This window comes from Enterobacter sp. LU1 (genome assembly GCF_008271405.2).
Classification (GTDB): Bacteria; Pseudomonadota; Gammaproteobacteria; order Enterobacterales; family Enterobacteriaceae; genus Enterobacter; species Enterobacter hormaechei_C.
Genome location: NZ_CP043438.2, coordinates 3449920 through 3470511, shown reverse-complemented (window position 1 = coordinate 3470511; position 20592 = coordinate 3449920). Strand labels below are relative to the sequence as shown.

The 20592-nt window shown below is 47.5% G+C and carries 30 protein-coding genes; 13 read left to right on the top strand and 17 right to left on the bottom strand.

Annotated features, from left to right (window positions below; translation table 11 throughout):
* Positions 1–4: 4 nt before the first annotated feature.
* The 4 genes from FZF21_RS16635 to FZF21_RS16620 are packed head-to-tail and all read right to left on the bottom strand — an operon-like array spanning position 5 to position 1366.
* Complete coding sequence (locus tag FZF21_RS16635) at positions 5–325, bottom strand: DUF5375 domain-containing protein (RefSeq protein ID WP_149121209.1); 321 nt, start codon at positions 323–325, stop codon at positions 5–7.
* On the bottom strand, positions 322–549 hold the full coding sequence (locus FZF21_RS16630) for a hypothetical protein (RefSeq protein WP_017692848.1): 228 nt from the start codon (positions 547–549) through the stop codon (positions 322–324). The genes FZF21_RS16635 and FZF21_RS16630 overlap by 4 nt, the downstream gene beginning before the upstream one ends.
* Positions 546–1103 carry a host cell division inhibitor Icd-like protein gene (locus FZF21_RS16625; protein ID WP_059353804.1) on the bottom strand — a complete coding sequence of 186 codons (558 nt, stop codon included), beginning with the start codon at positions 1101–1103 and terminating at the stop codon, positions 546–548. The genes FZF21_RS16630 and FZF21_RS16625 overlap by 4 nt, the downstream gene beginning before the upstream one ends.
* Positions 1100–1366: an AlpA family transcriptional regulator gene (locus FZF21_RS16620; protein WP_047737302.1), complete on the bottom strand. Its 267-nt coding sequence runs from the start codon at positions 1364–1366 to the stop codon at positions 1100–1102. The genes FZF21_RS16625 and FZF21_RS16620 overlap by 4 nt, the downstream gene beginning before the upstream one ends.
* Positions 1367–1916: 550 nt before the next feature.
* Between FZF21_RS16620 and FZF21_RS16615 the strand changes: the two genes are divergently transcribed.
* The 5 genes from FZF21_RS16615 to FZF21_RS16595 all read left to right on the top strand — a co-directional run bounded on the left by FZF21_RS16615 (position 1917) and on the right by FZF21_RS16595 (position 5546).
* Positions 1917–2660, top strand: a complete 744-nt coding sequence (locus FZF21_RS16615) for a capsid protein (RefSeq protein WP_149121211.1) — start codon at positions 1917–1919, stop codon at positions 2658–2660.
* Between the two features lie 2 nt (positions 2661–2662).
* Positions 2663–2881: an ogr/Delta-like zinc finger family protein gene (locus tag FZF21_RS16610; RefSeq protein WP_149121212.1), complete on the top strand. Its 219-nt coding sequence runs from the start codon at positions 2663–2665 to the stop codon at positions 2879–2881.
* Positions 2882–2909: 28 nt separating this feature from the next.
* A complete protein-coding gene (locus tag FZF21_RS16605) occupies positions 2910–3473 on the top strand; it encodes a phage polarity suppression protein (protein WP_149121213.1) in 564 nt (187 codons plus the stop codon).
* 508 nt (positions 3474–3981) lie between these two features.
* Entirely contained in the window at positions 3982–4803 is an 822-nt protein-coding gene (locus FZF21_RS16600; protein ID WP_149121214.1) for a hypothetical protein, read from the top strand.
* Positions 4800–5546 (top strand): hypothetical protein, encoded by a 747-nt coding sequence (locus tag FZF21_RS16595; RefSeq protein WP_128771958.1) that lies wholly within the window; start codon positions 4800–4802, stop codon positions 5544–5546. Before FZF21_RS16600 ends, FZF21_RS16595 begins: the two co-directional genes overlap by 4 nt.
* A 43-nt stretch (positions 5547–5589) precedes the next feature.
* Here FZF21_RS16595 and FZF21_RS16590 read toward each other — a convergent pair whose 3' ends face one another.
* The 12 genes from FZF21_RS16590 to FZF21_RS16540 all read right to left on the bottom strand — a co-directional run bounded on the left by FZF21_RS16590 (position 5590) and on the right by FZF21_RS16540 (position 13192).
* Positions 5590–6783 (bottom strand): integrase domain-containing protein, encoded by a 1194-nt coding sequence (locus tag FZF21_RS16590; protein ID WP_149121215.1) that lies wholly within the window; start codon positions 6781–6783, stop codon positions 5590–5592.
* A 319-nt stretch (positions 6784–7102) separates the two neighbouring features.
* Positions 7103–8011 (bottom strand): DUF4760 domain-containing protein, encoded by a 909-nt coding sequence (locus FZF21_RS16585; RefSeq protein WP_023317197.1) that lies wholly within the window; start codon positions 8009–8011, stop codon positions 7103–7105.
* A gap of 488 nt (positions 8012–8499) precedes the next feature.
* Positions 8500–9675 carry a DUF3596 domain-containing protein gene (locus tag FZF21_RS16580; protein WP_149121216.1) on the bottom strand — a complete coding sequence of 392 codons (1176 nt, stop codon included), beginning with the start codon at positions 9673–9675 and terminating at the stop codon, positions 8500–8502.
* Positions 9630–9839 carry a hypothetical protein gene (locus FZF21_RS22255; RefSeq protein WP_000050710.1) on the bottom strand — a complete coding sequence of 70 codons (210 nt, stop codon included), beginning with the start codon at positions 9837–9839 and terminating at the stop codon, positions 9630–9632. Before FZF21_RS22255 ends, FZF21_RS16580 begins: the two co-directional genes overlap by 46 nt.
* A complete protein-coding gene (locus FZF21_RS16575) occupies positions 9829–10140 on the bottom strand; it encodes a hypothetical protein (RefSeq protein WP_149121217.1) in 312 nt (103 codons plus the stop codon). Before FZF21_RS16575 ends, FZF21_RS22255 begins: the two co-directional genes overlap by 11 nt.
* 103 nt (positions 10141–10243) lie before the next feature.
* Positions 10244–10657, bottom strand: coding sequence for a hypothetical protein (locus FZF21_RS16570; RefSeq protein ID WP_149121218.1), 414 nt, complete (start codon positions 10655–10657; stop codon positions 10244–10246).
* A gap of 189 nt (positions 10658–10846) precedes the next feature.
* The gene (locus FZF21_RS16565) at positions 10847–11101 is read right to left on the bottom strand and encodes a hypothetical protein (RefSeq protein WP_149121219.1); all 255 of its coding nucleotides are present in this window, start codon (positions 11099–11101) and stop codon (positions 10847–10849) included.
* Positions 11094–11459 (bottom strand): hypothetical protein, encoded by a 366-nt coding sequence (locus tag FZF21_RS16560; RefSeq protein WP_125366205.1) that lies wholly within the window; start codon positions 11457–11459, stop codon positions 11094–11096. Before FZF21_RS16560 ends, FZF21_RS16565 begins: the two co-directional genes overlap by 8 nt.
* Positions 11460–11684 carry a hypothetical protein gene (locus FZF21_RS16555; protein WP_125366207.1) on the bottom strand — a complete coding sequence of 75 codons (225 nt, stop codon included), beginning with the start codon at positions 11682–11684 and terminating at the stop codon, positions 11460–11462.
* A gap of 174 nt (positions 11685–11858) precedes the next feature.
* Complete coding sequence (locus FZF21_RS16550; protein WP_116363850.1) at positions 11859–12053, bottom strand: hypothetical protein; 195 nt, start codon at positions 12051–12053, stop codon at positions 11859–11861.
* Positions 12043–12363: a hypothetical protein gene (locus tag FZF21_RS16545; protein ID WP_149121220.1), complete on the bottom strand. Its 321-nt coding sequence runs from the start codon at positions 12361–12363 to the stop codon at positions 12043–12045. Before FZF21_RS16545 ends, FZF21_RS16550 begins: the two co-directional genes overlap by 11 nt.
* Before the next feature lie 184 nt (positions 12364–12547).
* Positions 12548–13192, bottom strand: coding sequence for a helix-turn-helix transcriptional regulator (locus tag FZF21_RS16540; RefSeq protein WP_116363849.1), 645 nt, complete (start codon positions 13190–13192; stop codon positions 12548–12550).
* 165 nt (positions 13193–13357) lie between these two features.
* Here FZF21_RS16540 and FZF21_RS16535 point away from each other — a divergent pair, with 165 nt between their 5' ends.
* The 5 genes from FZF21_RS16535 (at position 13358) to FZF21_RS16515 (ending at position 17307) form a co-directional block, all read left to right on the top strand.
* A complete protein-coding gene (locus FZF21_RS16535; RefSeq protein WP_109740585.1) occupies positions 13358–13591 on the top strand; it encodes a helix-turn-helix transcriptional regulator in 234 nt (77 codons plus the stop codon).
* On the top strand, positions 13575–13871 hold the full coding sequence (locus tag FZF21_RS16530) for a hypothetical protein (protein WP_149121221.1): 297 nt from the start codon (positions 13575–13577) through the stop codon (positions 13869–13871). The genes FZF21_RS16535 and FZF21_RS16530 overlap by 17 nt, the downstream gene beginning before the upstream one ends.
* 426 nt (positions 13872–14297) lie before the next feature.
* Positions 14298–15917: a DEAD/DEAH box helicase gene (locus FZF21_RS16525; protein ID WP_149121222.1), complete on the top strand. Its 1620-nt coding sequence runs from the start codon at positions 14298–14300 to the stop codon at positions 15915–15917.
* Positions 15914–16885 carry a toprim domain-containing protein gene (locus FZF21_RS16520; protein ID WP_149121223.1) on the top strand — a complete coding sequence of 324 codons (972 nt, stop codon included), beginning with the start codon at positions 15914–15916 and terminating at the stop codon, positions 16883–16885. The genes FZF21_RS16525 and FZF21_RS16520 overlap by 4 nt, the downstream gene beginning before the upstream one ends.
* Positions 16886–16962: 77 nt before the next feature.
* Complete coding sequence (locus FZF21_RS16515) at positions 16963–17307, top strand: antiterminator Q family protein (RefSeq protein ID WP_149121394.1); 345 nt, start codon at positions 16963–16965, stop codon at positions 17305–17307.
* Between the two features lie 530 nt (positions 17308–17837).
* Here FZF21_RS16515 and FZF21_RS16510 read toward each other — a convergent pair.
* The gene (locus tag FZF21_RS16510; protein ID WP_048209458.1) at positions 17838–18659 is read right to left on the bottom strand and encodes a hypothetical protein; all 822 of its coding nucleotides are present in this window, start codon (positions 18657–18659) and stop codon (positions 17838–17840) included.
* Positions 18660–19027: 368 nt separating this feature from the next.
* Between FZF21_RS16510 and FZF21_RS16505 the strand changes: the two genes are divergently transcribed.
* From FZF21_RS16505 to FZF21_RS16495, 3 genes are read left to right on the top strand one after another with little or no spacing between them, the layout of a single operon-like run.
* The gene (locus FZF21_RS16505; RefSeq protein WP_008499363.1) at positions 19028–19276 is read left to right on the top strand and encodes a class II holin family protein; all 249 of its coding nucleotides are present in this window, start codon (positions 19028–19030) and stop codon (positions 19274–19276) included.
* 1 nt (position 19277) lies between these two features.
* Positions 19278–19817 (top strand): lysozyme, encoded by a 540-nt coding sequence (locus FZF21_RS16500; protein WP_149121224.1) that lies wholly within the window; start codon positions 19278–19280, stop codon positions 19815–19817.
* The gene (locus FZF21_RS16495; protein ID WP_149121225.1) at positions 19814–20332 is read left to right on the top strand and encodes a hypothetical protein; all 519 of its coding nucleotides are present in this window, start codon (positions 19814–19816) and stop codon (positions 20330–20332) included. Before FZF21_RS16500 ends, FZF21_RS16495 begins: the two co-directional genes overlap by 4 nt.
* Positions 20333–20592 lie beyond the last annotated feature (260 nt).

Here is a 20592-nt window from a genome sequence, read left to right as displayed (position 1 = left end):
TCCCTCAGTGCACAACAGGTGATTGCATGTGACGGGCGCAGAGTTCATCCATCACGGCGAGCCCGAGAAAGGACAGTGAGGGAGAGGCTTTGAGTGGTCCGGCTTCCATTAAATCTTCCAGCAGTGCACAGGCAATCTGGCGGCCTTTTTCCTCGCCGTGCTGGCGCAGGTAGAAGCCCTCCAGCTCGTTGGCAATCGCACTTTCCAGCGCGTCGAGGGTGAGGTGCAGGTAGCGGTGCTGGCGTTCGCATACCGTCAGCCATGCACAGGCGACAGCGCGGCGATACAGCGCGGCGCGTAATACGGGGGGTAATGGCTTTTTCATACGTTGCCCTCCCCGGTCAGCCAGCGCTGATTGCAGCGCTCTACCACGCCGTCGAGCTGGGCGGTCATGAGGTAAATCACGGAAGTAAGCTGTGACTGCTGCGCCGGGTCACGACGAACGGTGGCGCAGTCCTGCACCTGCATCAGCTCATTGACGAGCTGGCCGACGTTGCGCATATGCTCAAGGCATTCGAGGTCACGGGCGGTAATGGTGGTGTGTCTCATGCGCGCACCTCCGCAACCGGCAGACGGCCAGCAAACGAGAGGACGTAGTCGCGAACGAGCGACAGGCGTGCGGCGTGTTCATCACCGGCAACGGTGCGGAGCATACAGATACGGGGTTTACGGTCTGCACGACGAACGGCGGCAAACACAAAGACAAACTGCGGGTACGATGGGGTGAGGGTAGTAGCCATGATGGCAGCCTCCTTGAAGTAGTTTGAAAAACTACCACCGGAAACGCCAATTTCACTGGTGGCAGCCCGAACGGGGTTGGCGTAACCGGCCTTCAAGGAAACCGGCCAGCCCGAAGGCTGCCCCGCCCGGACTACCATTATCAGAAAAGGACTCGGGTGCACGAATAAACACCACAGCCCTGAAAATGGGTGTGCCTGAGCAACGACATAAAAAAACACGCATGGCGCGTGTCGTGTCGCCTTGAAGTTATTCGGAACGCCAATTCCGGCTGCCGATTTTGCGACAGCGGGAAAACTATACCTGGAAACGACGACAGGAAGCAAGCCAGAAAAAGGGGCTGAATGCTGAACGGTCATCATCATGCGTCATAGCCCCGGTTGCGTTCGTCAATGCGATCTGCCATCCATGCGGTGATTTCAGACTGCGCCCACGCCACATTTTTTCCACCGAGGGAGATTTGTTTCGGGAAGGCTTCCCGGCTGATGAGGTCATAAATGGTCGACCGGGACAGGCCACACAGATGCATCACTTCGGGCAGGCGGATAAAGCGCTCCTGAACGGCATCAGAAACCGGCATCAGTGGTGCGGCAGGGGCAGAAGACGGGGAAGAAAAAGCAGTGTGCATCGGGCTACCTCATAAAGTCCATACAGTGCCGGGCGTGTCCGTCCGGCCTCGGGTAGCTCTCTATTCTGTTAATATTTTCCCTCAGGGCAACAAGTCATTTTGCAGTACTTCACCACACAACAGACTGTTTTTTATACAGCGACAATCTCTGACAATGTTCTGGTATATCGTGGGTATCCTTTGGCACATTCTGGCATATCTATACATAACCAAAAGTGGTTAATAGCTTATTTTTTATTAATAAAAAATATATACGACTTCAGGAGAGTTCAGAAGATGGGTGAACAGTGGTGAACAGACGGTGAACAGTCAGACCCTCAACTGTTCACCCTTTATCTTACTGTATTACTTATATTTTTATTTAAGGTGAACAGTAGTGAATAGTTATATGTAAAAAAACAAACGATGAGTAAGGTTTTGCTGAGACCTTTCTCTGGCAAGCCGGATTTTAAGTGCTGTTTGTGCCAGAACTGCCACAACTGCAATGAATCGAGATGTTGTGTGATGAAGGGCAGAATCATTTCAGGTTGAATAAACGGAGAGCCTGAACATGAAACCCAAAACAGTTATTACCGCCCTGCAAGACGTTGCCGCTCAGCAGTACGCAGAGAACAGCCAGCGCATCACCGACAAGCTGAGCGCATTCACTGCGGCCAGAGACACCCACGCAGCCAGCATGCAGGTACTGAAGGAGATTGATACGGCCATTGAACGCTGTAAGCAGGAGCGGCAGACCGCCCTCGATGAGAGCACTGAGGCGGAGCAGAACTGGCGCAGCCGCTTTCGCACCCTGCGCGGCAGTCTCACCCCTGAAATGAAAGCTGAGCACAGCAGGCGTATCGCCAGTCGCGAGCTGGCCGACGAGTTCACCGGCTTGATTGCGGAGCTGGAGACAGACCGGAAACGCGCCATGCTGAATGCCTGCTCCACCGGCAATAAATACCTTTCAGCGCATGAAGATGCCTTTACCGCTTATGCCGGTGCGGAATGGGCTCAGGCTGTCAACGCCGTTCCTGTCGCCCTCATCCGCGCTTTCCTGCTGCGCATTCGTGCCCTCGAAATGAAGGGTGAAAGTGCCCCGCAGTCCGTGGCCACCGGCGAGCTGCGCGACGCGCTGAGCCGTCAGGGCAGCATGTATAACTTCGACATGACACAGGAGCCTGTATTGTCCGTGACGGGCATGCACCGGCCGCAGATTACTGACGTTGATACGGAGCTGTTACGCAGCCCTGCGAAGAGAATGATGCTCGCCAGAAAGCTGGCTGAAAATGGCGAGACAGAAGCGGAGGGGTAAGCATGTTTCACTGCCCGTTCTGCAAAACCAGCGCGCATTCCCGCACCAGTCGCTATCTGTCCGATAACGTCAAACAGCGCTATCACCAGTGCATGAACATCGATTGCTCGGCCACGTTCCGCACGCTTGAATCCATCGACGGGGTTATTCGTTCACCGGTAACAGAGCCGGTTATCCCGCTACCCGCACCGGCGGCCATCGTTAACCGTGCCGGTGCGTAAGCACGGCCAGTCATCAGGAGAAACATACGTGACCACACTGACGCTAGAGAAAGCCTTTGAGGCCTGTCAGGCAAACAAATCCGCCTGGCTGCAACGCAGGGAAGAACTGACGCAGGCCGAGCAGGCATACCGCGAACAGCTTGCCGGCAGCGGCCACAGCGGCCGGAGCCTGCAAACGCTGCGCGAGATTATCGACGTGAAAAAGTGGGAAATTAATCAGGCTGCCGGTCGCTATATCCGCTCGCATGAGGAGGTGCAGCGCATCAGTATCCGCGGCCGTTTAAATGATTTTATGCAGGTACACGGCGCGGAGCTGGCCGCCGCCCTTGCCCCTGAACTGATGAATTATTCCGGGCAACACTCCGCCGTTCAGCGCTGCGCCATGCAGCACTCACTCGACTGTCTGCGTGAGGCGCTACAGGTCTGGCTGGTCGCCGGTGAAAAAATTAATTATTCGGCGCAGGATAATGACATTTTAACGGCCATCGGATTCAGACCTGACGCGGCTTCGCGGGATGATAATCGTGAAAAATTCACACCTGCGCAAAACCTGAATTTCACTCGCCAGCGCGCAGAACTAGCTGCACAGTAGAACGCTCAATAATTCCCTAAAATCCCGCCATTTTCCCGTAAAAAAGCCATGCATTCTAAGGTGCATGGTTTTGCATGCGTTTTACCGACACTGAATCCCCCGCCAGCGCCAGCACTGGCGCGCCCTGAGGCCGGTCATGCACCTGCATTAAAAGCGCCCCCTTAAGCGGGCAGGCGGGGCGGGGAGAGCATTGCGCGCCAACGGTAAAGTATTTATTTAATTATATTTAGTTTCGCTGTCTGAGCGCGTCTCTGTGCGGCGCGGGTTCTCGGGAGTGTCGGTGGTTAGTGCGGTGCTGTTCGAGAGCGTGGCGAGCCTCTGGGGCGGCGAGGCTTGGGAGTAAGGAAAACGCCCGGAGGCGGGGGGTAACTCCGCACGAAATTAGTTGATCATCATCAAAAAAAACATTTTATTCACTTGCTTGTTATATACAATATGCGATTGATAGATGGTTAAGTAATATATTTATCCATTTGGAGCAAATTGCTCTCGATTCGTGGGGGAAAAAATGAAAGTAAGTCTTGATCTTGTCATAAACAGTGGTGACAACGAAGTTGACATGGATTACGCTCTTCAGACTTTATCCGGAGCTTCAGGGGTTACAAGTATAATCACAGAAGCAATATTACGAGGGAAGGTTAAAGAAAATCGCCATCAGACTAATGAAATTCGCACAAAATTAAAGCATTCTTTTACGGGTTCTTTTGGCCAATGCTTTGATGTAGTAATATCGGATAGAAATGTCGCAGCTAGATTGTCTACAATGACTAGATCAGTCTTTTCAGAAGTGATGAGTTATTACATTTATGAATCTCTTTTTTTAGAAAGCCCTAGACTTAGCGATGCCGCTATAAAAGTTATTAAAGGGTTAGAAGATATTGAGGATGAACTTACCAAAGCTATAAGAAATAGACTGAAAAACATGCACAAAATTTCTACGATGTGTAATTATTCAGTCGATTTGAATTATAGAAAACCTGGCGGTAAACAAAGAATAGCGACTTTGAATCAACATACAGCTTTAAATATTACAGAGTTAATTGAAACTGACCATGACCATTACATAGAGGCTATCATAACCCGCTTTAACACCTTCACAGGAAATGGTAGACTATTAGTTAATGGCGAAGAGAGAACTACATCGTTTGGTTTTTTAAATGGACTTAAATATGTCACTGATGCTCAGACGAAAAAAATAACAAGTAATCTTGATGCAAATAACAGGCTGGCCGAAGAAGAACGAGAGCACTTGTTATTAAAGGTCAGGGATATGACCATTAGCAATGGTGAGATCGTAAAATATTTAGTTATTGAGGTTGAAGACTTATGAAATATATTGGTTGGTTAGCGTCATTTTTGATAGTGTTAACTTTAGGTGTTTACTATTATCAATTTGGCGTTGGTCCAACCATTCTTTCAAAAGGAAAGGATGTATGGGGGCAGTTTGGTGATTACTTTGGAGGGGTTCTCAATCCTATCTTAAGTTTTATTTCCATACTGCTTTTGATTAAATCAGTAAGAATGCAATTTACAGCTAATGAATGTTTAATTAATGAGACTAGGAGACAAGAGATTCTGGATAAAAGAAAGTCATTTGAATTTCAATTTTATAATCTAATTGAGGCGCAAAAAAGTGGCTTTGATGACTTTTCTTTAATTTTTCCATCTCCTAATGGGGGGCATGAGGTAAAGAAAGTTGATGCAGTAAATAAACTTGAGCAACTTATAAAAACAAGCGTTCAGAGAGGTATGGTTGGTGTGAATTTAACTAACATACTTGAGACTTTAGACAATAACTCTGATGATAAAATGTTTTCTTTTGCTAGGAGATTTTATCTTGCAGTTAAATTGATTGACAAAGAGATTACTGTTCAAAATGGGTTCACTGAACAGGATAAGGTAATGTATGTGGAAACGCTTATTAACCTTTCTGATTTTGCTATGGTAAGATTGATATGTATAATAATTACATATCTCTCTTGGCCTAATGTAGAGTATTTGAAAAAATCAAAAGAAATGAACTTGATTATCAAGTCGACTGGATTGGAAACATATATTAACTCCATTAAATAAGAGATTGATTTTGGTCAATCTCTATTTTGATTTTCTGTTAGATTTATTTTTTATTTTCTACGAAGTCTGCCCACCAATTCATTAGTTCAATTCGTTGCATGAGATAGGTTGTTCGATTGTAAGCTTTACGTACTTCATTTTTATCACTATGCGCTAATGCTGCTTCTATCACGTCTGGGTTCATTCCTGCTTCATTTAGCGCTGTACTAGCAATAGACCTTAATCCATGTGCGACTAGCTTACCTCCATATCCAATACGCTTTAAAGCTGCGTTAGCCGTCTGACTATTCATTGGTTTTTTAGGATCATTTCTGCTTGGGAAAATATATTGTCTATGAGCGCTAATAGTCTTCATTACATCCAGAATATCTAATGCTTTAGTAGACAAAGGAACAATGTGCTCACGCTTGGCCTTCATGCGTTCGGCGGGGATCGTCCAGAGTTTGGCATTGAGATCGATCTCGACCCACCGAGCACCAGAAGCCTCAGAAGGGCGCACTAGGGTCAGGAGCTGCCACTCAATAAGACAGCGAGTCGAAACAGAAAGATTGGACATAACAAGAGAACGCATCAGTTTCGGCAATTCCTCTGGCCGAAGCGTAGGCATGTTTTGCTTTTTGGGTTTCTCAAATGCCATTCCAACCCCTGATGCCGGATTCGCATCGATCAGGCCAGTGTTGACTGCGTAAATCATGATTTCGTTAATACGTTGCACCAGACGGCGAACCGTCTCTAATGCACCACGCGCTTTAATTGGCTCCAATGCATCAACAATCGTTCTCGCCTTAATCTCCTGAACAGGTATCGCGCCTATTGCGGGGAACACGTCCTTATCTAGAGAGCGCCAAATATCTTTCGCGTAGTCCTCTGTGACGCTTTTGCTTTTCATTTTGAACCAGTTGGCAGCTACAGTAGAGAAAATACTATCTAGCTCAATCTGACGTTGCTCTGAAGCTTGTTCTTGTTGCTGTTGCGGATCTATCCCTTGTGCGAGCACAGCTAAATGTTGGTCGCGTATCTGACGAGCTGCTGCGAGTGTAAGGGCAGGATATGAGCCGAGACTCAAATTTGTGCGGCTACTGCTTCCCGGTCGTTGATAACGGAAGCGCCAGAGTTTTTTACCGGTGGTTTTGACCAGCAAAAACAAGCCATCTCCATCATGAAGGGTGAAGTCTTTTTCACGGGGTTTGGCTTTAAGGATTTCATTGTTAGTGAGGGGGCGTGTGATACGCGCCATGTCTGGATCCCTTCCATAATTGGTACACGTTTAATGGACCACAGTATAGCGTGTACCTAAACGTGTACCAATTTTCTCTGGATTTAGCTGGATGTTCTCGGACAACGACAGACACAAAAAAGCCCGCAGGGCTTATGCCATGCGGGCTTTCTGTACTTTACCGGACGTATCCGGATTATTATTTGGTGGAGCTGGCGGGAGTTGAACTCGCGTCCGGAAATGGTGTAACTTATTGAAAAATTGAGTTATGTATATTTTATTTTCCGGCGCGTGCATTTTAAGTGCATTTTGTTGTCCACTCCTGGTCCATGCATCAATGTTAAGTGGCCACCTGAAGCTCTGGACCCGTGTCGCTATCAATCAACGGCTGACCTTGAACCATTTTTTCGACAGTTTCGTTTGAAGGATATGGAACCCCCAGTTCTACTGTGTTTGGGTTTGAACGGTGGGTTTCAACAAACGAGGTTCCGTTCCATTTTTTTGAAAGATAAATAATTCCTTCAAAGGCCGCTGGATCTTGTTTTTGAGATTCTAAAATCATGTGGAATCCACGGCGTTCTATTCCGCGTAAGAAGCTGGAAAAACACTCCTTCAGTAACTCGTCATCCAAATCCTTGAACTTGATTCCCTGCGCAAGAAACTCGAAATAATTAAGAATGTACAGAAGGCCGTTAATGGCATCTCTATACTCGTCGGGTACCTTCATGTTCTTGTATTCTTCTTTATCCGGGTTGCAGCGCCACTCAGAGAGTTCTTGCGGCACATAACGCATACCCCGATAAAATTTTGTGCTGTTCCGTAACTGTTTTTGGTATTCGGGACTGGTGCGTGTGTTAATGATCATGTTAAGGGTATGTGACCTGCGCGTATTCGCTGCTGACGTTATGCACTGGATCCACCATCCCATCCCAACGAGCATACCTGTAACCATAATCGAAAGAGATGTTTGATAAGCCGGAGTGTATCTCAGGATTGCATACCCGATCAGGACTATCACATAACAAACAGTACTGAACATTGGAAGAAATTCTGCAGTGTCTGGATAGCGCTTTTTGATAAAGCAGAAGATAGAAGAAATGGCAGCGCCAGATCCAGCAATGACTACCAGCCAATCAATGATGGCTAGGTTAAAGGGGAGTTTGCCAGGGTAGATATAAGTAAATAGTGCTCTGACAATCAACATTAGAGCAAAAATTGTAGCGCTGACGTTTACAAGTGTTCTCGCCATCTTATTGATTCCTATAACAAAAGACCTCCGCAAGGGAGGCCTTATTGTGCTAATGGAGGTTTGTGTTACAAATTTAGGTTGTAGTTAACCTTCACCGAAACCTACAGTCAGTGTGTTTTTCATAGTGGTCACTCCAGTTATAATACTCCGCCAGTACCTACGTTAAGCTATTGAATATTAAAAAAAACATAAAAGTTCTTGTATTAGTGGAGCACAGGATAACAGTTTGTACCGTAACTCTTCAAGTACTATCAGTGTCCCTGTGCTGTCCTAACGAAAGTTTAACTCAATAAAAATCAACAGGTTATGCTATGTCAAGGAATATATTTGCATTGCGTTTATTGCCATGATCTAAGGTGTTGTTTTTAAATGAGTTTTAACTTTTGTAAACACAGTAATAAAGCTATCAATTACATAGATGATAGCTCATTTCACAAAAAGCAATGGTAGCCTCATTCTTAATTTTCTTCAGACGCAGGCAGCTCTACTCAGGTTGACACAACCTTTATAGACGTCTTTCCATCATATACTGCAAGGTACTTACCATAATTGCGGAACAACATTTCCGGCCCTTTGTGGCCCATCTGTCCGGCAAGCCAGAAGAGGTTAACGCCCTGGCTAATATGCTTGGTGGCGAATGTGTGCCGCGTCTGGTACGGGTTACGATAGCGCACACCAGCTTTTTTCAGGGTCGGCACCCATGCCTTTTTACGGATCGCGTCGGCGTTCGCCCAGGGCTCTCCCGTTTTCGGATCGCTGAATATGAACTCACTTTTCATAAAAGTGTATTGTTTCTGCGCCTGCAGGGCTGCTAGCGCCTCACTGTTCAGCTCAACCTTACGGGTACCGGCTTTTGTCTTGGTGCCTTTAAGTACCCCTACGACACTGGCCGCCTGAACGTGGGCTGTTTTCGCGATGGTGTCGAGATCAACCCAGCGCAGCGCGCACAGTTCGGAACTCCGCAGACCGGTATTGAAAGCAAAGCGGAATAGGTTTTCCCATTCCGGGTACCTGCAGCTCTGGTAAATAGCGAGGGTTTCCGCTGGCGTGAACGGATCCACCTCGTAATCGTCGGCGCTTGGGCTGCTGTCGATCACGTGGTACCGGCTGGCGCTGACGAGGGTTACCGGATTAATGGCCAGCAGGCCATCCGTAACAGCTTCATCGATGGCGCTGCGTAGAAACGAAAGGTTATTCCTGGTCGTTTTCAGCTTTGTTTTCCGGCTGGCTATCCAGTTTTTAAGGACCGCTGGCGTCAGTTCTGACACGTGGAGTTTATGCAGAGCTGACAGCGCCGACAGGCATTTTTCATAACCGTTGATAGTCGACGGGGACAGGTTGCGGTTCTGGCAGATTTTCAGGTACTCGTCCAGGTAAGACTTTATATTTTTGGTTTTCTTTACTACCCCGAAAAGCTCTAGCTTTTTGGAGTTTGGGAAGTATTTCGCATAATCGAATGTGCCGCCGGCGATCTGGTTTTGTATCTCCCCGAGCAGGCGCTCGGCGTACTTCACACCGCGCGCGTTTGCTTCCATTTTGGAGAGGGGCTCCCGGCACAGAACCCCTTTGTATGTGAAAGTGATAACCAGAGTGTCGCCAGTTTTATGCTGGCGGATGGTTACTCCTCTTGGGAGAGATAATGATCCTTGTTCTTTCTTGCCCACTTTGAAACCTCCGTTAAGTCAATCCAGCGTTCTTTAACGCCATCGACTTTTAATACATGTACTCCCTCCTTCCATAACCCCCTTTGTATCCGTTTGTTAACGGCTTCTACCGTTTCCCCCGCGTCCCTGCAGTACGTAGAAAGGGGTACACAGTCAAGACTCATGGCTGACCTCCTGCCCGAAAGCCTGGGCATTTTCCAGTTCATTAGCGGCATAAATCAGGGCGTTGTGATGAGCGCGAAAACCACCATCTAGTTCGCGAGCAGCTCTATCGCGCAAGATGTCGATCGCAGCCTGATAGTCATTCTGGCAATCGGCCGACTTTTCGGCCGAACTGGCCGGTAGCTCCCCCAGCACCATCAACATATTTTCCGGGTCGATGGGGATGGTGGTAAGCCCCAACTGCTTGGCCTCCGTTGCCAGACGGGTCCAACGCTTAATAATTTCTAAAACTGGCTTATTCATGGAGCGCCTCGCTACCTCACCAAAAATTTATATTCAATCAGCGCGCCGATAACGGTGGCCGCCAGCAGCATGGAAACAATGATGATGAAAATGAAGGGCTTCATCATTTCACCCCTGCTGGTTTGATGGCCTGCAGTGCATCAACCTCTTTAACGAATCGGTCATGCATCGCGTCCCATTTCTCACACCATTTCTCCATTTCTCGCTTGCGCGCCAGGATGCGACGCAGACGGCGAACACAACGCTGGTGGGCGGACAGATACTCAGCCTTTGTTTCCCCGTCTCGCCATACTTCCCTGTCATCGCGATCAATACGCACCCGCGGGTGACGCTGCGGAAAACCTGAACGCTCAAAAGCCTCGGTGGTCATGAAGAAAGCCAGATAGCGGATCGCCGTATCTCGCGTGAAGCATTTTTTGATACGACCGTGGCGTACTGCTACGAACAGTGGGCCAACAGGCGTATCGTGTTTCTGTAATGCCAGGTCAATCATGCTCACGGTGCGTTTATCGTTCATTTCCGATCCTTAACTTTGCTATAGCGTTCGTGTGACATCACTTCCCAGTTCTTGCCGCCATCGCGGGAGAGTAGCCGCCAGCGGTGGTTAACCTTGAGGCTCAAATTCCCGGAGCCGTGCATACGGCAAGGGTGAATGCGCCTTGCCCTGAACTGGCTTAAAACGTGTACCGCTTTGAGGTGAACCCACTCAGGAATTCGTATCGCTGTCAGTGCCACCAGCTACCTCCTCAAATCTCAGCTCCATTTCGCGCGCCATTTCGATAAACGTGGCCAGTGAGCAAATGTGCTCGTCGTCGAACAGCTGGCGGTCGCATATCACCCTCCCGTTCTCGATGTGCAGGACTACCCGCCAGGTAAAATCAGGGAGGACGTGCAGATCCACGTTCAAAACGGGACGGGGAATCAGCGCACCCTGATAGAGCACTGTTTGCTGGTTATTCATGACTGGCCTCCGGGGTAGCTGGTTTTTGTTTCTTGGCAAACTCGACCAGCTCAGAAATAAGATCGTCGACGAGTACCTTTCCGCTTTCTGTCAGAAACTCTCCGCTGCCGTTAACATCTACAGCGCTGCTGTATATCCATCTGATGATTTTTACGCCTTCGATATTTCCGTACTCACCAAGAGTCAATTTTTCGAATCTTCTCAAAAGGCCATCCATGAGAATCTCTGTTAACTCGAGAGTATTGATCCCTCCTTTAGGAAGGTTAATAACAAGGCAGTTACTGCCTGTTTTACGCTGGTGGCGTAATAACGCTGCCTTTAAAATTCTGCGTCGATAGGTGTTAATTAAATTATTCATCTAGTTAACCCTTCTTTGCTGCTCTTCATTTTGAAGAACAATTCCTTCCTCTTTTTCCGTCCATGAATAAACCGATCCCGCAAGGTCATAAGCAAGTCCTAAAAGCCCATCAAGTTGATGGCAGTCGAAATCCTTATGATGAGCATGAATTGTTTGCATGAGGAAATTGAGTTGCTCTGCTTTAATGTTCACACCCTGAATATCTTGGCGCTGCTGCATAGTCATAATTATCTCCCGTAAGCTTTTTTTAAATATAAAATTGCGATATCCCAATAACCGGCGCTGCAAATCATCTTTGCTGTTTTGAAAGCATCTTTATTTCTCATGGTGCCCACCTAAATAATGTTTGTGAGAGTCCACAGCAATTAAGCTGAAATAAATGGTTATAATTGACTTAGTTTATTTTTTATCTTTTATAGCTTGCTCTTCTATGAGCCAGGCGCATACATCGCCAGTTAACTTGCTAAGCAACGAAGCTACAGCTTCAATTTCTGAACAGTCCATTTTGTTAGGGTACACTTCCATCATGCGGCAAATTATTTCTGCTTGATGGGCCTTTTCTTTTGCCTGTTCTAAAGAAATTTCATGCGCCATGATTGCTATCCTTTAAACCAGAAAGATATGAGGCTGCATGAGATATCTTATTTGTTGCAATCCCAAGCTCTGCAAGGTAAGCGATGATGCAGGAAAGATTTCCAATTTTTTCTTTACCAATTCTATCATCTTCTGCAAGCGAGAATATGCTCAGGCTAATATGATTTATGGCCTCAAGTATTGAAATTGTTTTCGTTTCACAGTCACATGCTATATCGCCATAATCGATATTTGAGCAGTTATTGCTATAACGATAATCTTCTATATCTACGAGTTGGTGAAACTTTTTGGTTGTCGGTGCGGTTGTCATTTTCAAGGCTCCGTTGTTTGCCGTTGAAATAAGCATACGATCACCAAAAATGTCTGTCAAACATAAATATGTTTGGGAAACATAAAATGTTTATAACTACTTGTTTTACATACAAATGGATTTTATGTTTTTGACACAAAAAAAAGAGCCTTTCGGCTCTTTGTTATGGGGGCGGGATTGAAAATTATGCGTGACGGCGGAACTGTTGGGACTGGCTTAGCAGCACCTTTCCACAAACGTGAAGCATGTCCATTTCTTCGTCGGTAATCTGCCACTCTCTGTACTGTGGATTGTCAGAGAGAACATGCAAACTGGTCTTAATTTTTTGAAGTCGTTTAACGAACAGATCGCCGCTAAAGTCGAAAACATAGATGCCATCTCCGTCGAAGTAGTTGACGGCCACGTCAACAAAAATTAAATCCCCCGGCTCTATAGTGCCCTGCATGCTATCACCGCGAACGTTGATAAGCTTGACCTGGTTAGCTGGCCGGTGACCGAAGAGATTTCTGGCCTCTTCTGTCACGTATTCTATTGAGCTGACAACCTCTATGAAATCGCGTGTTGAGTTCCCATTGCCAGCGCTGGCAGAAACATCCATAACATCAACTCTGTACACATCACTTCTCCTTTCCGACGAGAGTGAACCGACACTGTATGTATCAACAGTGTCGTTTTTGTCTTGGAAAGAGAATAGTTCAGATAATGGAACTTCCAATGCTTTGGCAATTTTTTTGAGGCTGGCCTCACTGTAACCCTGCATACCTCTTTCGAGTCGAGAAATGTTACCGACATCCCAATCTGTCAGCGTGGCCAGCTGATTGATGGTCATTTTTCTCGCTTTGCGTAGTTCTCTAATGCGTTGTCCAACAGTCACAAAAGCACCCCCATCCAAAGTTAATTAATTTGTATTTTATACATATTTTTGCAACCCACACAACTGAACTTGCATAATATGCGCATGAAACATATTATGTCTAAAACACATATGGGAGTTATGCGCATGTTTACTACACCGCTACGCAAAGCTCGCCTTAACGCGAAGATGACCATTCAGGAGGTTGCAGCATCCATTAAGTGCGACCCAGGTAATCTTAGCCGAATGGAGCGAGGTATTCAGCGTCCATCTCCGGAAGTAGCGGAGAAGCTAGCCAAATTGTTCAGTGCCGAATTAACGGAAATCCAGATCCTTTATCCAGAGAGGTTCTGTGCTGATGCAAACCACGCGTAACGATTTCCTGGTTTTGCCTGAAGAACATAGCCAGGCCGATGCCGATTGGATCAAGCAGCAGTTACTGAGCCTGACGCCAGCAGCACGACAAAAAGCCATTCAGCGTTATGCAGCTGTGTATCAGGAATCGTTCGAAGCCGAGCCCGTTTCATACCGCAAGGAGAACCGGGCAAGGCATGAAGCAAATATGCGGCTTCGTCTGTTTGTGAGAAATCACGGCAGGGCTTTACAGGGGTTTACCGTGGAACCTCCCCTGGCCGGAACGCCACAGCGTTCCTGATTGTTGCGGGTTTAAAGGTACCCGGACAAAAGCAGGCTTAAAGGTGCCTGTTCAGGTTGGCAACCCACTAACTCAATTCCCCGTATGTACTAGGTAAGTAGTACGTTTTTATGGGGAAGAGGGAAAGGGGGGTAAGGGGGGATTGGGTGTAGGGGTAGGAATAGGGTCTTTTCCAACAGGAGAGATCCATTGGTTAAGTAGATCACTGTCTTAAGGGCGCAATAAAAAAAACGCCCGTATCAGCAAACCAGTACAAGGCGCTCAGGCGCTGAGAAACAAAAGGGTTCTTTCTGGAAGAGTGATTTTTCAGGGGAGCTGAATCAGAAGGGAGGCTGGCAGCCTTTGGGGAGGCCACCAGCCATGTGAGGGGGAATCCATGAAAACCACATCACAGAATTATTATCTCATCACCGCGGGGTCCGCACAATGCAGCTGACGATCACACCAAATTTTGCACAGGAACGAGCACTTAACCAGCTGCGCCGTAACTGGAAGGATACAGAAACCTTCATGGTGTACTCGCCGACGGGCAGCGGTAAAACAGGACTGGCCGCCTTCATCGTTGCCGGGTTCGTCAGTCGTGGCATGCGGGTAATGTTTTGCGCGCCTTACCAGATCCTAATAACCCAAACAGCAAACCGTTTTGTGGAGTATGGGTTGCCGGGTAATGAAATCGGCTATGTATGGGCGGATCACCCAAACTATGATCCTTCCCTCAAAATACAAATTGCAAGCGCCGATACGCTTATTCGTCGCGTGTTTCCTGACAATATCGATCTGCTGATTATCGACGAAGCTCACCTGCGAAAAAAACGCATCCTGCAGGATATCGAACGCCTGCGCGAAAAAGGCGTGAAAGTGATCGGCCTGTCGGGGACACCGTTTTCCCCGTTCCTGGGCAAATACTATGACCGACTGATTAAGCCAACCACCATCGGCGAGCTGATCCAGCGCGGCGACCTGAGCAAATACGAATTTTACGCGCCCACAAAGCCGGATCTGAAGGGGGTTAAAACCTCTCCGTCCCTGCAGTACGGTACCGACTACAACGAGGCGCAGCTGGCGGAGATCATGTGCGGTTCCACGCTGGTGGGCGATATCGTCCAAAACTGGCTGGAGAACGGCCGGGACCTGCCGACAATCGCGTTCTGCGTCAACGTAGACCACGCTAATTTTCTGACTATTCAGTTTAACCAGGCTGGCGTAAATGCAGAGGTTATGACTGCAGATACGCCTGCGGAAGAACGCCAAACCATCATTCACCGCTTCGAAACTGGCGCCACAAAAATCATCGTCAGTGTAGGGGTGCTGGTTGCCGGGTTCGACAGCGATGTTCGCTGCATCATCTACGCCAGGCCAACTAAGAGCGAAATTCGCTGGCTGCAGGCGCTCGGGCGTGGCTTGCGCACCGCTCCGGGTAAAGAGTCCTGCCTCATCTTCGATCACAGCGGAACCGTGCACCGCCTGGGTTATCCGGACTCTATCGAATATGACGATCTTCCGGGTAAATCAGACGGGATGGAGGAGGGCGCTCGCCGCGCAGCTGAGGAACGAGCAGATAAGCTGCCTCACGAATGCTCGCAATGCCACTTCATGAAGCCTGCTGGCGTCTATGTCTGCCCTAAATGTGGCCACAAGCCGCTGGCCGGTGAGGACATTGATACCGACACCGGGCGAAAACTCAAAAAACTTGGGGGCGAGCAGCGCCAGCCGACGAAAGCAGAGAAACAAGCCTGGTGGAGTCAGATCAAATTCTATCAGCGCCAGCGCGTATCGCTGGGGAAAAAGCCTGTCAGCGATGCCTGGTGTGCTCACACCTTCCGCGAACGTTTTGGCGAATGGCCGAACGGACTGAGCGATTACCCGATGGATATCACTCCGACAGTCTCAAACTTCATTAAGCACAAGCGGATCAGCTTCGCTAAACGAATCGAAGCTCAGCAGCGCCAGCAGGCACAGGCAGAAGAGCAGCCTACCCAGGAAAGAATTCAGCAGGCGCTTAATCGCGTCAGTGATATCAGACAGCAGTTAGGAAAACGAGCATGAAGACGGTAGAAGCAGCAAAAGGCCAGTGGGCCATGATTTTTGAGCATTACGGACTGCCGCCGATCACCGGTAAAAACCACTTTAGAGGGAAATGCCCTCTGTGTGATTCGGTTGGCAAATTCCGCATCGACGACCGCGACGGCGCAGGAACATGGATCTGCACCTGCGGAAGCGGTACGGGAATGGACTTGGTTACCAAAACCCAGGGCAAACCATTTAACGAGATTTGCCGCGAAATCGACGCACTGATCGGCAATACGTTCAGGCGTGACAAAATTCCCGAGGCTAGCGACGCTTCCAAGCTGCGGAAAAAGGTACTCAGTAATTTTGCAAAAATGTCACCTCTGCGCGGTACATGCGCCGCTGAATACCTTAACTCACGGGGTATTTATCAGCTTCCGGCTGAGTCCGTGCGGCTTAATCCCAAGCAACGGCATAACGGACGGGTGTACCAGTCTATTTATTCACTGGCAACAGATGATAAAGGCGAGCTGTGTTACCTCCATCAGACGTTATTGGATGGTGCAAAAAAGGCTGACATCGGGGCCAGCGCCAAGCGGCAGAAATCACTGCAGGAAGATAACTATCTTGATCACGCTCGCTCAGTTGCGATCCGTATGTTCCCGGTCGCCAGCACACTGGGCATCGCAGAAGGAATCGAAACCGCCTTGTCTGCTCATCAAATTTACAAGGTGAATACCTGGGCCACCATGACAAGCGGATTCATGAAGAAATTCCGTGTTCCTGCAGGCGTGAAGAATTTGATTATTTTTGCAGATCGAGACGTAAACAGCGCCACCGGATTGGCTGCGGCCACTGAATGCGCTCATGCCAACTTAATGGCAAAAAATGACCTGCAAAAAATCAGCATCTACTACCCGGATAACGGTGATTTTAACGACATGCTCATGAACGGCGATCAGGTTCGTGAAGTGGTTTTCTATAAAAAACAGCAGGTGGCCGCATGAAACTGAAAGCAGCTCTTAAACATTTCAGCCCGCAGGGCATGCATATTAGTGACAAAGAACAGGAAAGAGAAACCGCAATGCGTGATATGTACGAGGTTATGGATCGTTGGGGGGCCTGGGCTGCCTCAGATCACAACGGAGTGGACTGGCAGCCAATTGCAACTGGATTCAAAGGGCTCCTGCCGCACGGTAAGAAATCACGGCCTCAGTGTAACGATGATGAGGGGATCATGATTGATGGATGCGTTGCGAGGTTGAAAAAATTCAAACCTAATGAATGTGAACTTCTGATTGCTCATTTCGTTTTCGGAATCTCATTGAGAGCAATTGCGAAAAAAAGAAAAGTCTCCGATGGTACTATTAGGAAAGAACTACAAACTGCAATGGGGTTTATTGATGGCTGCATTTGTATGTTAAGCTGAGTATCAGGCAGCACTAGCTGCCTGATTTATCATTAAGTTCTTTCTTCTCTGTGTAAAGCTTTTTCAATTTCAAAGGTATGAACGTAGACTGAATAAATGAGAAGCAAGTTAAGAATGATATTGCATGGGTTATCACGCTTATTGATAATGATAAAGCCAAACCTGTGTGGCTTTTATCTTTTGAGAGTAAGTAATATATGAAAATTAGTGCTAATGTTAAAAGATACAACAAAAACAAACTGTAATATCTATTGAATCTAATTAAGAATCTATTTGTTTGATATGTGCGCTCAACTTCAGTTAGTCCAAGTGAAACGGAAGAATTATCGCCTGACAGTGTGATGACTAACAATAAAAAGCCAGTCAATATTGAGAATATATTGGCAACCAAGTTGAGTGCGTCAGTGTTATTAGTAAGAGTTTCAGTAAAGAAATAAGAAAAAAATAAAGAGGCGAGCATGTTTAACGCTGTGATAGCAATTGCATTTATATCAAGGTTTCTCATTATCTCAAGCCTCTTAGAAATCTCATTAAAACTCGTTTTTTACAAAATCGCTTAAAATTTCTTCCGCATATTTTGACAGGATCGACTTTGCCCCATAGGGAATAGTGTAGTATACCTGTGTAAGCCTTAAGCTGTCACTGGTTATTTTTTCGCTTTTTTTTGTTTCAAAGTAAAAGTCACTATCTAAATCACTTATCCAAGGGGTTGGATTATTTTCAATAGATTTAGCGAGTTGTGGATTTCCTTTATGATCAATAGTTAGATGACCTGAAATTCCTGTCTGTTTTACAGCTGGTTCATTTTGGATTAATGATTTTAAAAAGCCCGGTTGTTTATTAAAATCAGAGCTCATTACTTCCAGATTTACATGGACCGCTTTTAATCCGTCTGATTGCAATTTCGCAACTGTATCCTGGCGGAGGATGCATGTTGGAATAATGTCTATCTTAAAATGACCAAATAATTTACTGGTCTTAACCTCTGGCCAATTAGTCGATATTAACATTAGTGATGCTATTTTGTTCCCTTTAATCATGTAGAAAGCATGCAGGTTGTCATGGTTTTTGACTGGAAAAAGATCTTTATCTTTAGGATTGATAGGTGAGACTGAGACCTGCTCATTAGGGTTGTATGAAGTAAAGTGAATAAAATGTGTATTATTTATAGTTTTGAGTTCTTTGCATTTGATGTGCTTGGTAGCTGAATATTGAATGATGGTGCCCGCAGCTAAACTTTTACTAGCTGCGATCTGCTTATATAAGTTGTTGTTATTATTTGAGTTTACTTTAAATGCCCTAACCGTAACCTTGCGGGTTAGGTTGGCTTGCTTTTGTTTTGAGAAGTTCATCGCTTTTCCTTAAGGTTAGAGTTTAGGCGAGCATACTTTAAAAAACTAACGCGTACGCAAAATGTATAGTATTCTGCTATGAGTTGTCACTACGCACTGACACATAACATTCGAAACCTCGCCAGCCGGCGGGGTTTTTTTATGGTCGCAATTCCTGCTTTATCCTCGCGCCATTGGTCTCGTCGCTAATGGATGGCGGTAAGTTGGAATTATCCGCGAGGTCAGGCCAACAATCATAAGCCTCGGCATCCTGCCGGGGCTTTTCTTTTTCAGGCTCCCGGAACCATCCTCGACATGCCTTCTTGTTAAATCGTCCCGAGGGCCTGACCCATTACACACAGCTCCCGCCAATACGCGAGGAGAAAGAGATGATCCGATATATGCCTGACAAAATCGCATCCGCAGTCTCGTATTGCGTGTCTGGCAGTCTTATTTGTGGAGGCGGCATTTTGCAATGGTTGCACGACCTCGACTGGAACAAGGTTGCAGTGATTGGCGGTTTTCTTATCGGTATAGCCACTTACCTTACCAACCTCTACTTCAAAAGACGCCAGACCAAGGCATACGAGAAGGCCCTCAAGAAGGGCTACATCACCGCACCTCCACAGGATAATTAACATGGCATCGACAAGAGCAAAACTCAGCGCCGCCATGCTATCCCTGATCGCCGCTGGAGCATCGGCGCCAGTGCTGTTTGACCAGTTCATTAGTGAGAAGGAAGGTAATGCTCTCGTGGCCGTCATGGATCCAGGTGGCGTCTGGTCGCTATGCCATGGTGTGACGGTTATCGACGGAAAACGTGTCGTAAAGGGTATGACCGCTACCGAGGCGCAATGCAAGAAGGTCAACGCCGTTGAGCGTGATAAAGCGCTTGCCTGGGTCGACCGGAATATCAAAGTGCCCCTGACAGAGCCGCAGAAAGTTGGCATCGCATCGTTCTGTCCGTACAACATTGGTCCCGGAAAGTGCTACCCGTCGACGTTCTATCAGCGAATTAACGCCGGAGACCGGAAAGGTGCCTGCGAGGCTATACGCTGGTGGATTAAAGACGGCGGCCGTGATTGCCGACTAACCAAAGGCCAAAAGAATGGCTGCTATGGGCAGGTCGAGCGGCGCGATCAAGAAAGTGCGCTGGCGTGCTGGGGGCTGGACCAATGAAAATTAATGCAGGTCTTATCGGCGTTGTCGTTATTGCTGGCCTTTCGGTCGCTCTCGTTAAGAGCTGCTCGGACGCCAGGAACCTTCAGAGCGATAACGACGTTCTGCGAAGCGACAACTCTTTGCAGGGGCAGGTAATCGCCACCCAGGCATTCAACTTTAATCGGTTCAATCAGGTAGCCGAACATGCCAACAAGCTTAACTCCCTAATCGACACCAGCACCGAAGAAACCGTAATCGAATACCGGGAGATTCTCCGCCGTGAAAAAACTTGTGATCTGCCTGTTCCTGCTGACATTGCTGGTGGGCTGCTCAAATACGCGTACCGTTTACGTTCCATCGCAATGCACGCCGATACCGACGGACCTGACGCAGCCGATGATCGTACCGCTGCCGCCAGCTCGATAACATACTGCCAGGCTGTGCTCTGGATTAAGCCGCTGCTGGCTGTGATTGAGAAGGGCAACAATAACCTGGCTGGTATAAGGCAGATAGAGCGGGAAAGGAAAAACTAGGGATGGCTCGTCCTTGAGCACACGGGTATTTATGAACGACGGCTTTACCTGACATAGCAAAGCACCTTTAAATTCTAGAAAAGACTCAATATTTAACAAGCGAAGCGCATCAATCCCAAAAAAAGCCCCCACAAGGAGGGCTACCGGAGTCTCAGTTTCACATGCTCTTTTTATCGATGTTTCCCTGGAGTTGGCATTCTCCGCATCAGAGTCTTGGATATCCTGGCATGGACCTAGAGATCAACAAGCGTAAGCGTAAG